Below are 13819 nucleotides of genomic sequence, written 5' to 3' on the forward strand. Positions count from 1 at the left end.
TCTCCGGAAATACCGATAGGTCCGTCATCACATCCGGACCCTCGCGGCATTCGGATCATACATCGGCGCAAGGGATGGCTCGGCTCTCACCCTCGTTCCTGCAATCTCGATCTCGTAAAATGAGCCAAGCACTTTCGCCACGCTCTCACCCTCACAGGGCACGTAACCCAGCCCGATCGCACCGCCGAGGAAATGGCCGTAATTACCGGAGGTTATCGTGCCGACGATCTCTCCGTCGCGGATGATTGCCTCGTTGTGAAAGAGCAACGGTTCAGGATCTGTGAGCTTGAATTGCACCAGCCGGCGATCAAGGCCCGTTTCCTGCTTGCGCAAGACGGCATCGCGGCCGATGAACTCGCCTTTGCCCGTCTTGACGGCGAAGCCAAGACCCGCATCCAGCACATGATCCTCATCGGTAATGTCATGGCCAAAATGGCGGAACCCCTTCTCGATGCGGCAGCTATCGAGCGTGTGGATGCCGCAAAGCTTCAGACCGAGGTCCAGGCCTGCCAGTTCCAGCGCCTCAAAAACGTGGGCGGCCTGGTCGGTGGAGATATAAAGCTCCCAGCCGAGTTCGCCGACATAGGTAACGCGGTGAGCGCGAGCCAGTCCCATGCCGATCTCGATTTCCCGCGCAGTGCCGAAGGGATGAGCGTCGTTGGAGAAATCGTCAGGGCTGATCTGCTGCATCAGATGACGCGACTTCGGACCCATCACGCAGAGCACGCTTTCGGCGGCCGTCATATCGGTAAGCACGACATTTTCATCGGCCACGTGCCTGCGCAACCAGGCAAGATCCCGCTGCAGTGTTGCACCTGGAACAATGATCAGGAAGGCGGTTTCGGTCAGCCGGGTTGCGGTGAGGTCACTTTCGATGCCGCCACGACGGTTCAGCATCTGCGTGTAGACGATACGGCCGGCGGGCACGTCTATCTGGTTCGCGCAGAGCCGTTGCAGGAAGCGACAGGCGTCGCGCCCTTCGACCCGGATTTTGCCAAAGGAGGTCATGTCGAAGAGACCGACGCCGGTCCTGATTGCCAGATGTTCCTCGCGTTGGTTTTCAAACCAGTTCTGTCGCCGCCAGCTATACTTGTATTCTCGCTCTTGCCCGTCCGTGGCAAACCAGTTTGCGCGCTCCCAGCCAGCCACTTCGCCGAACACGGCGCCACGCGCCGCAAGGTGCTCATGGATCGGCGAGCGGCGTATACCGCGCGCAGTCGCCATCTGCCGATAAGGGAAATGGTCCGCGTAAAGCAGGCCGAGCGTCTCCGTGACACGCTCCTTCAGGTAGAGCCGGTTCTTCTGGAAGGGCTGGGCGCGGCGGATGTCTACCTCCCAGAGATCGAAGGGCGGTTCGCCGTCGTTCATCCATTGAGCAAGCGCCATACCGGCGCCGCCAGAAGATACGATGCCGATCGAATTGTATCCGGCCGCCACCCAATACCCTTTCAGTTCCGGCGCCTCGCCTAAATAGTATCGATCGTCGGGCGTAAAACTCTCCGGGCCGTTGAAGAAGGTGTGGATGCCGGCAGTTTCCAGCATCGGCATCCGGTTGATCGCCATTTCGAGGATCGGCTGGAAGTGGTCGAAATCCTCCGGCAATTGGTCAAAGCAAAAGTCCTCGCGGATCGCCTCGCCCGCCGGCGGCCAGGGCTTGGCGACCGGCTCGAAGGCGCCGATGAGCATCTTGCCGGCATCTTCCTTGTAATAGGCGCACTCGTCCGGCACACGCAGCACAGGCAGAGACTTCAGCCCCCCAACCGGCTCGGTGACGATGTAGAAATGCTCGCAGGCATGCAGCGGCAATGCGACGCCGGATTGCCGAGCGAGATCTCTGCCCCACATGCCGGCGGCGTTGACGACGTTTTCCGTCTCGATGCTGAAACGCTCGCCGGCCTGCTCGCAGACGACGCCGACGACTCGACCATCCCTCGCGAGCACCTCGATGACCTTTACGCCTTCGATGATGTTCGCACCGTGCTGCCGAGCTCCCTTGGCGAGCGCCATGGCGATGTTTGTCGGGTCGCATTGTCCGTCGAGCGGCAGGTGAACCGCTGCCTTGATGTCACCGATGTTGAGATGCGGGTAAAGCGCCTTCGCCTCTTCCGGCGAAATCTCGCGAACGTCGATTTTGAACGCCCGGGCCAACGAGGCTTGACGGTAGATCTCTTCCTTACGCTCTTCGGTCAGGGCTACGGTGATCGAGCCATTTTGGCGCATGCCGGTGGCGATGCCGGTTTCGGCCTCCAGCCTGGCGTAGAGGTCGGCCGAATATTTGGCGAGGCGCGTCATGTTTTGCGAGGCGCGGAGCTGACCGATGAGGCCCGCCGCGTGCCATGTGGTGCCTGAGGTGAGCTGTTTGCGTTCGAGCAATACGACATCGGTCCAGCCAAGCTTCGCCAGATGGTAGGCGATGGAACAGCCTGACACCCCGCCGCCGATGATCACCGCGCGTGCCTTTTGGGGGATGGGTTTCGTCATGCTCGCAGCCTCTCGTTTTCGGGATCCCACAACGGCCGGTCGGGCTGGACGACGGCCTTGAACCGGTCGCCGAAAATTTCAACCTCCAGCTCCGTGCCAGGCAGCGCCAGATCCGACCGCAGCATGCCGAGCGCCACGGATTTGCCGACGCGGTAGCCCCAGTTGCCCGACGTTGTCTCTCCGACCACCTGACCGTCGCGCCAGAGCGTCGACATATAGGGGGCGTCACATTCGCCGGCATCGACGGCCAATGTGACGAAGCGCTTCGTCACACCCTGCTGCTTCTCGTGCTCGAGCGCCGCCTTGCCTTTGAAATCGGGTTTTGCCCAGTCGACGAAACGCTCCAGCCCGCCCTGCAGCACGGTGTAATCGGTCGAAAGGTCGCCCTTCCAGGCGCGGTAGCCCTTCTCGATGCGCAGGCTGTCGAGTGCTTCCATGCCGAATGGCTTCAGGCCATGCTTCTCGCCTGCAGCCCAGACCGCGTCGAAGACCGTGGTCGTGTCGTCCACCTTCGTGTGAAGCTCCCAGCCGAGCTCGCCGACGAAGGAAACGCGCACCAGCTGCAGCCGGCGGCCTGCTATCCGGCAGGACTGGTGTGTCAGCCACGGCTTGGAAAGATCGGCATCCGTGATTTCTGCGAGGATGGCACGCGATTTCGGCCCTGACAGGATCTGGCAGGCCAAACTGTCCGTCACATCGTCGAGGGTGAATCGCGCGTCGTTCGGCAGATGCTTCTGCAACCATGCGAAATCGTGCCACTGCGCCGTCGCTGCGGTGGTCAAGAAGAGAAGGTTCTCTTCCAGCGCCATCACCGACATTTCGGTGACGATACGGCCTTTGTCGTCGGCAAAATAGGCAAGCCCGATGCGGCCGGGTTTCGGCACCTTGCCAGTGATCAGGTCGAGCAGCCAGTCGCGGGCGCCCTCACCCTGCAGGCGGTAGCGGGAAAAGCCCGGCAGATCGAGAATGCCCGCAGCATCACGCACTGCCAGGCATTCCTCCTCGATCCGTTTCTGCCACGGCCCCGCCCGATTCCAGGTCTGCGTTGATTGTTCTGAGGTGTCATCGCCTGATTTGGCATACCAGTTGGCGCGTTCCCAGCCATTATAGGGCTTGAATTGCGCACCAAGCGCCGCGATCCGATCATGGATCGGCGAGAGTTTCCTGTTGCGACCGGCAGGCCAGGCGTGTTTCGGGAAATGCATCGCATATTCGTGGCCGTAAACTTCCATGCCCTTGGCGACGCAGTAATCCTGGTCGGAAGCAAAGCGCGTGTAGCGACGTGGGTCGCAGGACCACATGTCCCATTCGGTCTGCCCTTCGGTCACCCATTCGGCCAGCACCTTACCGGCGCCGCCCGCCTGGCAGATACCGAAAGTGAAGACGCAGGCCTCAAACGCATTCGGCACGCCCGGCATCGGCCCGATCAGCGGATTGCCATCCGGTGTATAGGGAATAGGCCCGTTGATCATGCGTGACAGACCGGCGGTGCCGAGGATCGGCACGCGCTCGACTGCGTCATTGAGATACCATTCGAGCCGCTCGAGATCGTCGGGGAAAAGCTGGAAGGAGAAATCCTCCGGCATCGGATCGTCGGGCGTCAGCCAATGCGCCTTACAATTGCGCTCATAGGGACCGAGGTTCATTCCGGTCTTTTCCTGCCGCAGATAATAGGAGCTATCGACGTCTCGCAGCAGCGGCAGCTTGTGGCCTACCTCCTTCGACCAGGCCGCAAGCTCAGGAATTTCTTCGAACAGCATGTACTGATGGCTCATCACCATCATCGGCACCTCGCGGCCGAACCATTTGCCGACTTCGCGGGCGTAATAGCCGGCGGCATTGACGACATATTCGCAGCGGATGTCACCCTCCGGGGTGGAAACGACCCATTCGTCGTTTTCCCGGCGCGCGCCGGTTGCGGGACAGAAGCGGAAGATCCTCGCCCCCAGATCGCGCGCGCCCTTTGCCAAGGCCTGGGTCAGCTGCGCCGGATCGATGTCGCCGTCATGCGGATCGTGGAGCGCGCCGATGAGGTCATGGGTCTCGACAAAAGGGTATTTCGACTTGATCTGCTCGGGCGATAGGATGTCGAGGTCCATGCCCTGGTAGCGTCCCATGCCGACCACACGCTTGAATTCCTGCAGCCGCTCGTTCGAGTGGCCGAGCCGGATCGAGCCGGTCACGTGGTAGTTCATCGGATAGCCGACCTGAGCGCCCAGCTCGCGATAGAGCGAGGCCGAATAGCGCTGCATGTTCATGATCGACCAGGAGGAAGAAAACGTCGGCACATTGCCGGCCGCATGCCAAGTCGATCCGGCAGTCAATTCGTTTTTTTCCAGAAGCACCGCGTCGGTCCAGCCCGCCATGGCCAGATGATAGAGTGCGGAGACGCCGACAGCGCCTCCCCCGATGATCACAACACGCGCTTGAGACGGCAAATTCGACATGGCTGCTCCTCGTTCGAAGGGAAGTGTGGCAACGAACGCCAGCAGCATCAAGCGGAGGAAACTTGCTTTATTGATCGAAGAATTCGATTAGAAAAATGCAAGGTTGCCCTCGCGCAGTGAGCCAAGAAAGAACATGCAGATTGATCTTATCGAGACTTTTCTCGACCTGATGGAAACCCGCAGCTTCAATCGCACGGCCGAACGGTTGAACATTACGCAATCAACCGTTTCCCATCGCGTTAAGGCGCTGGAGGCGCAATTCAACCGAAAGCTCTTCACGCGCAACAAGGGTGGCACCGCGCCGACAGCGTCGGGCCTGCGTTTCCTCGATCATGCGAAAGCTCTGCAATACCAGTGGCATGAGGCAACCCGAGCAGTCGAGAATGCGGGCGCCTATGAGCGATCCATGCGGCTTGGCATCCAGCACGACCTTGCCGAAATCTTTGCCGGGCGCTGGCTTTCCGCGGTCCGCGCCGAGCTGCCTGCGACATCGATCTACGTGGAAGCGGACTACTCGATCCAGATGAACCGAGACCTCGCAGCTGGAGATCTCGATCTGGCCGTTCTCTATACTCCGCACTACCTGCCCGACCTTCACTATGAGAGAATCGGGGAAATGACATATCATCTGGTCAGCACCGTCGCCTGCACCGTCGGCGCACTTCGACCCGAAACCTATATCCAGGCCATTTATTCACCGGCCTTCGACCGTGCCCACAGACTGGCTTTGCCGCATCTGTCGGCAGCACCGCTGGCGTCGGGGCAGAACACCGCCATCACGGGTTTGCTGACGACGCTGGGAGGCGCCGCCTACGTCATGAAAAGCAGCGCCGCGCGACTTGCCGAGGAGGGTGTCGCTTTCCCGATAGAGGACGCTCCACCCATTCAACAGACGGTCTATGCCGCAACCAGCATCCGCACACGTCACGCCCATCAGCACCGCCGCATCATCGGCATCCTGCAGGATCTGATAGCATCAGCCTGAGCCGGTGACAGATCACTTCGGAGCAATTTCGGATGACGCTTTTGCGTGTGGTCTGGGGCAGGTACCGCTGCGCTAGAACATGATGATTTAAGGCCGGGTCGGCCTTAAATCTGAATCCTGTTCTAACTTAAAGAGTTAGAGCATGATGTCGTCCGAAAACCGCTCACACTTTTCGGCATCATGCTCTAGCGTTTGAGCTTCAGGCCGACGCCGGCGCGGAATTGCTGCGAGTCGTCGCCGTCCTTGCGCGTGGTCAGCTCGTAGCCGAGCGTGCTGGTCAGATCGAGATAGCGGTTGATATTCCAGGTCAGCCCAGTCGCCGCGGTGTAGACGAGCTCGTCGTTGATGGTGCCGTCAGTGGGATAATCGCGCCATATGACGCCGCCGATCATCGTGCCCACCAGATTGTCGCGCAACTGATGGGTGACGGTCGTCGTCAGCGCGTGCGAGACGTAGCCGCTTTCGCCCGCGGTGGTCGAGGGCTGGATGCTCGTCTGCAGGTCGAAATTGACGTCGGTGCCGCGGATCGGCGACCAGAGCAGGCTCGCATCGAGCGTCGCGGTATCGATCGAAGACAGACGGCTGTCTTCAAAATCGGCCATCGCGTAGCCGACACCGACCTCACCCTTGAGCTTTTCGCCGAGATCGACTTCGACGCCGGCTTTGGCGCCATAGCTGTGGCCCGAACGTTCGTAACCGGCGGAGTCGCGCGTTTCGTCATAGAGAGTACGGCCGACCGTGGCTTCGATGAAGGGGATGAGCGCGGGCGACAGCTCATAGCCGACGCGGCCGCGCAGCGTGCCCGTCGTCTGGTCGCGGTCGCTCAAGGTCACGGTCGTGCCGTTCGAAAGCGTGGCATCGGAATAGATCGAGCGGCTCAGCGCCAGTGCCGTCGTGCCGCGCAGGATGCCGAAATCGCGTTGAACGGAGGCGCCGGCTGTGAATTCCTGCACGTCGGACTGTTGCGCGGCATTGGCAATGGCGTCGGGGTCGTCTGTATCTTCCCGATAGAAATTATAACCGGCGGTGAGGTGGGCGACCGTATCGTCGGGAAGATCCAGCCTGAGATCGCTGTTGATCTTGAAGGAAGGTTGCTCCTCGCCTTCGCCGCTGACATTCTTTTGCCAGGCGCCTTCCGAGGTTACTGTCAGCTGGTGTAGGCCCCAGTCTGAGGTCAGCGTCGCGGCCGCATCGGTTTCGAGGAAGGAGCGCTGCTCTCTGGTATTGCCGTCCTTGGTGGTCTCGGTGTTGATGCTCTGGGTGACGCTCGGGCGCAGCACGAAGGTGCCGATCGGAATGCCCGGGGTTTCCGCCGTCGAGGCGCTTTCGGCAGCCTTGCGGCGCGGCAGCGTGTCGTCGATCGGCGCTTCGCGGGTGTTCAGCCGGCGAATGTCCTCGTCGAGGATGGAGCCGGTAATGTCGTCGCCGGATTGCGCGTCCGGTATGGCGGGACTCTGGGCATCGTCTGCGTTTGTGGCCGCACTGTTTGCCGCCGGCGCGGCCAAACCGTCGCTCCCGTCATCGAAACCGGCTTCGGATGCCGCACCGGTCGTAGCGCGATTGTTCTCGGAGGATACTGCGCGACTGGTCGCCGACTGCAACGAAGCGGACTGCGCGAAAGCCGGTGTCTGGCCGAGAAGCAGGCTGCCGAACGCAGTAAAGCAGACGGCACGGCTCATGGCGCGGAGCGGCATCACACTGCTCGTCTGTTTTGGTTGGCCCATGCAATTCGCGCCTGACATGCTTTCGGTTCTTACCCAAAGGTAAAGCCTCGTGGTTAATCATTCGTTGCCGACGGCGGGCGCCGTTCACATTTCGGAAAGAGTGCGGGGTGGACTTGGAAAGTGAAAAGGTCTAACGCAGCTTCATGAACAGAAGAGCGATAAACCTCGTTGAAAACAGCGTGCTCAAATCGGCAAAACGCACGATAGAGACCGAAAGACGCGGTCTTGAGGCGCTCGAACAGGCCTTCGACAATGGATTGGCCGGCCCCTTCACACGCGCCGTCGAAACCATCGGAGACATCTCCGGCCGCGTCATCGTCACCGGCGTCGGCAAAAGCGGGCATATCGGCGCCAAGCTTGCGGCGACGTTCGCGTCAACCGGGACGCCTGCCTTCTTCGTGCATGCGGCGGAGGCCAATCACGGTGATCTCGGCATGATCGCGCCCGACGACGTGGTGTTGGCGATTTCCAAAGGCGGCGAGAGCGCCGAGCTCAAAAGCATCATTTCCTTTACGCGACGTTTCTCCATTCCGCTGATCGCGATCACCTGCAGCGACCGTTCCTCGCTTGCAACAGCCGCCGATATCGTCCTTCTCGTGCCGAACGAGCAGGAGGCATGCCCGAACGGGCTGGCGCCGACAACCTCGACGCTGATGCAGCTTGCAATCGGCGACGCGCTGGCCGTGGCGCTGTTGGAGGCGCGCGGCTTTACCGCCACGGATTTCCACGTCTTCCATCCCGGCGGCAAGCTGGGCGCGAGCCTGATGCATGTCGCCGATATCATGCATACCGGCGAGCGGCTGCCGCTCGTGGCCAGGGGCACGGCGATGCCGGAGGCGATCACAGTGCTGTCGCGCAAGCATTTCGGCTGCGTCGGCGTGCTTGACGAGGATGGGCGGCTCTGCGGCATCGTCACCGAAGGCGACATGGCGCGCAACCTGACCCGCAATCTTGCCGAACTTGCCGTCGACGACATCATGACGCGGACGCCGAAGACGGTGAAGCCGACAATGCTGGCGACCGCCGCGCTGGCGCTGCTCAACCAGCATCACATCGGCGCGCTGATCGTCATCGACGACGAGCGCCGCCCGGTCGGGCTGGTGCATTTCCACGATCTGCTGCGGATCGGCGTCGCCTGATCAGAGCTGTTCAGACGGGTTCGACTCTGAGATCGCGACCGTTGCTCGAAACCACCTTCACCTGCGTTCCCGCCGGCAGGTCGGGTCCCATCACCTGCCATAGCGTATCGTCGAGGCGGATGCGGCCGCGGCCCTCGCGGATCGGTTCGTGCAGCGTCGCCGTGCGGCCGACGAGGCTCGCGCCGCGCTGATTGAGGAAGGGCTCGTCGGTCGTCGAATTGCGCAATGTCAGCCGGCGGCCGGCAAAGGTTGCGGCGACGGCGAGCAGCGCAAAAAGGATCGCCTGCAGCTCCCAGACCCAGAAGGCGCTGTCCCAGAAGATGAGCGACAGCGCGCCGACGATCAGGGCGGCAAGGCCGATCCAGACCAGGAAGAAGCCGGGCACGATCATTTCGGCGGCGAGCAACACGAGGCCTGCGACCCACCAGCTCCACGGACCAAGTTCGGCGATGATCTTCGCCAGCATGGTTTAGCGCTCCTGATCGGGATTGAACGGATTGGGGGTCGACGACGGATTGATCGGCGGCGTCGAGCGTGCCGGTGCCTGGCGAGGACGCGGCAAGGGCGGCGGTGATGCCGGGTTGTTGCCCGCATCGCCGAACACTTCGCGCGCAATGGCGCCGATGCCACCGAGCGAGCCCAGGATGGAAGAGGCTTCCATCGGCATCAGCACGATCTTGGAATTGGATGCCGAACCGATCGAGGTGAGCGCCTCGGTGTATTTTTGCGCGACGAAATAGTTGATCGCCTGGATATCGCCGGCGGCGATTGCTTCGGAGACCATCTTTGTCGCTTTGGCTTCGGCCTCGGCCAGGCGCTCGCGGGCTTCGGCGTTGCGGAAGGCCGCCTCGCGCTGGCCTTCGGCCTGGAGAATGGCGGATTGCTTGGCGCCTTCGGCCCTGAGGATCTGTGCGTTGCGTGAACCTTCGGCTTCCAGCACCTGGGCACGCTTCTCGCGCTCGGCCTTCATCTGCCGGGCCATCGCATCGACGAGGTCGCGCGGCGGCTGGATGTCCTTGATTTCGACGCGGGTGACCTTGATGCCCCAGGGCTGCACGGCTTCGTCGACGACGCGCAGCAGCCGGTCGTTGATCGCATCGCGGTTGGAGAGCAGTTCGTCGAGATCCATCGAGCCCATGACCGAGCGGATATTGGTCATGGTCAGATTGAGGATGGCGTTTTCGAGGTTGGCAACCTGATAGGCGGACTGGGCGGCGTTCAGCACCTGGTAGAAGGCGACGGCATCGGCCGAAACCGAGGCATTGTCCTTGGTGATCACCTCCTGGGTCGGCACGTTCAGCACCTGCTCCATCACGTTCAACCGAGCACCGACGCGCTCGATGAAGGGGGTGATGAGGTTGAGGCCGGGCTCCAGCGTGCGGGTGTAGCGGCCGAAGCGCTCGATCGTATAGCGATAGCCCTGCGGCACGGTCTTGATCCCGGCAAAAAGCACCAGGATGACGAAGATGACGAGTACGATCACGACGATGTCGAAGCCGCCGAACAGCATGAATTCCTCCTATCGGCGCATGCATGCGCGCCTCACAACTGATGTGGTGAGGTAGCATGTTCTTTGCGAGGAAGAAATGACCCACGGATGCCCCACCTCCAAGGAAAAGGAGGATGAGTCAGGGCAGGTTTTTCAGCGTGGAATCTCTCAGATCCAGCCCTGCAATTCGCGGCGGACGACCTTTTCCAACACCGTCATGCCGTCCTCGCCGTCGTTGAGGCAGGGGATATGCGCGAACTTCTCGCCGCCATTCTCGTGGAAGGAATGGGCCGCCTGTTCGGCGATTTCTTCCAGGGTTTCCAGACAGTCGGAGACGAAGCCGGGATTGATGACGGCGATGCGCTTGACGCCGTCCTGGGCGAGCTTCTCCACCGTCTTGTCGGTATAGGGCTGCAGCCATTCCTCCGGCCCGAAGCGGGACTGGAAGGTGACCATGAAGTTTTCCTTGGTGAGCCCGAGGCGCTCGCGCAGCAGCCGGCCGGTCTTCTGGCATTGACAGTAATAGGGATCGCCCTGCTTGAAATAGGACATCGGAATGCCGTGGAACGAGGCGAGCAGCATTTCCGGCTTCCAGTCGAGCGTCGCAAGATGTTTCTCGACGGACTTTGCGAGGGCTTCGATATAGGTCTCGTCGTCGTGATAGTCGGGCACGGTGCGCAATGCCGGCTGCCAGCGCATCGAAAGCAGCTTCTGGAACGCCTTGTCGTTGACGGTGGCGGTGGTCGCCGCCGCATATTGCGGATAAAGCGGGAAGAGCACGATACGGTCGCAGCCTTCCTGCTTCAGCGCGTCGATGCGCGAGGCGATCGACGGCGTGCCGTAGCGCATTGCCCAATCCACTTTGACCGTCGCCAGATCCTTCAGACGCTCGGCCATCAGCTCGGACTGATTGCGCGTATAGGTGCGGAGGTAACTTTCGTTCTTCTGCTTGTTCCAGATCAGCTCATAGGCCTTGCCGACCTTTTGCGGGCGGGTATTGAGCACGATGCCGAACAGGATCGGATACCACTTCCAGGGCGACCATTCGATGACGCGGCGATCGGTGAGGAACTCCCGGAGATAGCGGCGCATCGACGTGTAGTCGGTGCCATCGGGCGTGCCGAGATTGACCAGCAGGACGCCGATCTTGCCTGACTTGACGGCCGGATGATCTGCCGGGCGGAGTGAAATATCTGCTGTCATTCTGGCCCCAACGCTCTTTTGTCTCGTCGGCTCATACGCAGCCCCGAAATCGTGGTTCACCCTATAGAAAGAAAAACCGGCCCGGGAAAGCCCGGGCCGGCCATGGAAATCGGGACATATCGTCTTACTTGGCGGGAACCTCGATCTCTTTGCCGACCGTCAGATGGCGCGGGTTCGGCTTCCCGTTGGCCTCCGAAAGCTTCCGCCACAGCGTGCCGTCGCCATAGAAGGTCACGGCCAGATCCCAGAAGGTATCGCCCGCGGCGATGACATGGGTGGACGGCGTCGTTGCGGCAGGTGCGGAGGCTGCCGGCGCGGCTTCCGCAGCGGGGGCGGGTGTTGCCGGTGTTGCTGGTGCCGCCGGGGCAGGCGCGGTGGCTGGTGCGGGTGCTGCCGGTGCTGCAGGGGCGGGGGCGGGTTCGGCGGTTGGTGCAGGGGCTGGCGGCGTTGCCGGTGCGGGAGCGGCCGGTTCGGCAGACGGCGCCTGCGCCTGCGCCTGCGCCACAGCTGCGCCGTTTTCGGTGACGCGGCCGTCTGTATAGGGCTTATAGGGCGAGTGGGCGGCCAGATATTCGGCGGTCACGTCGGCAAGATCCGGACCAAAGTCATAGGCGTTCTTGCCGTCCTTGAAGATCGAATAGCCGTCGCCGCCGGCCCGCATGAAGTTGTTGGTGGCGACCTTGTAAGTCTTGGCCTGGTCGATCGGAGCGAAGCTGTCGCCCTCCTTCACCTGGACATTGCTGACGCGGCTGCCGACAGGCTTCGACTGGTCGAAGGCGAATTTCAGGCCGGCGACCTGCGGGAAGCGGCCGGCGCCCTGATCGATCTGGCTGACGCCGTTTTCGAGCGCCTTGACGACATCTGCGCCGGTGGCCTCGAAAGTGGCGAGCGTATTCTGGAAGGGCAGGACGGTGATGACTTCGCCCTGGGTAACCTCACCGCCGTCGATCGATGCGCGCAGGCCGCCGCCGTTCTGGAAGGCGATGGTGACGCCCTGATTTTGGGTGCGATCGAGCATAGCGTCAGCCACCAGATTGCCCATCGAGCATTCCTTGACGCGGCAGACCTTGCGATCGCCATCGATCGGGGCTTCGGAGGAACCGATGACCTTCTTGCGCAGTTCTTCGATCGGTTTGGCGAGTTCCGCGATGCGGGCAACGACAGCCGGATCGGGCGTGAAGCTGGAATCGATCAGGATCGGATCGCCCTTGGCATCCTTGACGACGCCGCTATCGTCGAAATTGACGACGAGATCGCCGAGATACTTGCTGTAGGAGGCGGCCTGGACGACCGGCACCTTATAGCCGCCCGGGTTGTCGACCATCGTCGGATAGGGGCCTTCGGCTTTGGGGTCGGTGTTGGAAAGTAGGCTATGGGAATGGCCGCCGACAACGACGTCGACATCCGGGATCTTGGCGATCAAAGCGAGATCGCGGGGGTAGCCGACATGGGTCAGCGCGATGATCTTGTTGACGCCCTGGCCCTTCAGATCCTGAACGGCCGAGGTGATCGCCTGGACATCATCGGCGATGGTGACGTTCGGGCCGGGGGAGGACAGTTCCGCTGTATCATTGGTGACCGCGCCGACGATGCCGATCTTCTGGCCGCCGACATCGAGCACCAGCGAGGGCTTGATACGGTCGCCGAGCTTGGAGGCGGCTGCTGCCTTGACGTTGGCGGTGACGACGGGGAACTGCACCTTGTCGAGGAAGGTCGCAAGCCCGTCCTCGCTGTCGTCGAATTCATGGTTGCCGACGGTCATGGCGTCGAACTTCATCAGGTTGAGGAATTCGGCTTCCGCAGCGCCCTTATAGGTGGTGTAGAACAGCGAGCCCTGAAAATTGTCGCCGGCATTCAGCAGGAGGACATTCTTGCCGGATAGCGCCTGACGGCGCTGGTCGATCGCGGTCTTCAGGCGGGCAGCACCGCCGAAGCATTCCTTCTTGCCTTCTTCCTCGGCCGAGCAGGTGGAGTCGAACTTGTTGATCGATTCGATGCGCGAATGGAAATCGTTGATATGAAGAATATTGAGTTCGTAATCGGCAAAAGCGGCGCCCGCGCTCAGCGCCAGCATGGACGCGGTCAAAAGACCGAAGCTAAAAGACTTCGTCATCCCTGTTCTCCTGATTGAGGCGAGAGATCCCCCTGATCCTCGCCAATCCCTTCCTTAAAGCGCGTCGCATCAAACTTGATTCATGTGACGCGCTTTAGCTCTTTGTTTTTATGCATGTCGTTATCCCGGAACCGCTGCACACTTCCGGGCGACATGCATTAGTCCGCCGGGGCGGTTCCCGGCCTGCGGATGTTCCATCAGACGATGGGCGACCGCAAGAGAAAGCTGGGCCAAGCCG

Annotated in this window: 9 protein-coding genes; 2 read left to right on the forward strand and 7 right to left on the reverse strand. The window is 61.5% G+C overall.

Annotated features, from left to right (window positions below):
- Window positions 1–27: 27 nt before the first annotated feature.
- Window positions 28–2481 (reverse strand): FAD-dependent oxidoreductase, encoded by a 2454-nt coding sequence (locus tag ATY75_RS11240; protein WP_088937595.1) that lies wholly within the window; start codon window positions 2479–2481, stop codon window positions 28–30.
- A complete protein-coding gene (locus tag ATY75_RS11245) occupies window positions 2478–4928 on the reverse strand; it encodes an FAD-dependent oxidoreductase (protein ID WP_088937596.1) in 2451 nt (816 codons plus the stop codon). The genes ATY75_RS11240 and ATY75_RS11245 overlap by 4 nt, the downstream gene beginning before the upstream one ends.
- Window positions 4929–5061: 133 nt before the next feature.
- On the opposite strand from ATY75_RS11245, the gene ATY75_RS11250 reads away from it, so the two are divergent.
- On the forward strand, window positions 5062–5913 hold the full coding sequence (locus ATY75_RS11250) for a LysR family transcriptional regulator (protein ID WP_064840695.1): 852 nt from the start codon (window positions 5062–5064) through the stop codon (window positions 5911–5913).
- 185 nt (window positions 5914–6098) lie between these two features.
- On the opposite strand, the gene ATY75_RS11255 is transcribed toward ATY75_RS11250, so the two are convergent.
- Window positions 6099–7637: an outer membrane beta-barrel protein gene (locus tag ATY75_RS11255; RefSeq protein WP_088937597.1), complete on the reverse strand. Its 1539-nt coding sequence runs from the start codon at window positions 7635–7637 to the stop codon at window positions 6099–6101.
- 143 nt (window positions 7638–7780) lie between these two features.
- On the opposite strand from ATY75_RS11255, the gene ATY75_RS11260 reads away from it, so the two are divergent.
- A complete protein-coding gene (locus tag ATY75_RS11260; RefSeq protein ID WP_088937598.1) occupies window positions 7781–8776 on the forward strand; it encodes a KpsF/GutQ family sugar-phosphate isomerase in 996 nt (331 codons plus the stop codon).
- A 10-nt stretch (window positions 8777–8786) separates the two neighbouring features.
- On the opposite strand, the gene ATY75_RS11265 is transcribed toward ATY75_RS11260, so the two are convergent.
- The 4 genes from ATY75_RS11265 to ATY75_RS11280 form a co-directional block, all read right to left on the reverse strand.
- A complete protein-coding gene (locus ATY75_RS11265) occupies window positions 8787–9242 on the reverse strand; it encodes an NfeD family protein (RefSeq protein WP_064840692.1) in 456 nt (151 codons plus the stop codon).
- A gap of 3 nt (window positions 9243–9245) precedes the next feature.
- Window positions 9246–10286, reverse strand: a complete 1041-nt coding sequence (locus ATY75_RS11270) for an SPFH domain-containing protein (RefSeq protein ID WP_088937599.1) — start codon at window positions 10284–10286, stop codon at window positions 9246–9248.
- Between the two features lie 147 nt (window positions 10287–10433).
- Window positions 10434–11468, reverse strand: a complete 1035-nt coding sequence (hemH, locus tag ATY75_RS11275) for a ferrochelatase (RefSeq protein WP_088937600.1) — start codon at window positions 11466–11468, stop codon at window positions 10434–10436.
- 124 nt (window positions 11469–11592) lie between these two features.
- The gene (locus ATY75_RS11280) at window positions 11593–13581 is read right to left on the reverse strand and encodes a bifunctional UDP-sugar hydrolase/5'-nucleotidase (protein WP_088937601.1); all 1989 of its coding nucleotides are present in this window, start codon (window positions 13579–13581) and stop codon (window positions 11593–11595) included.
- Between the last annotated feature and the right edge of the window lie 238 nt (window positions 13582–13819).

It is taken from the genome of Rhizobium sp. N122 (assembly GCF_002211295.1).
Lineage (GTDB): Bacteria > Pseudomonadota > Alphaproteobacteria > Rhizobiales > Rhizobiaceae > Rhizobium.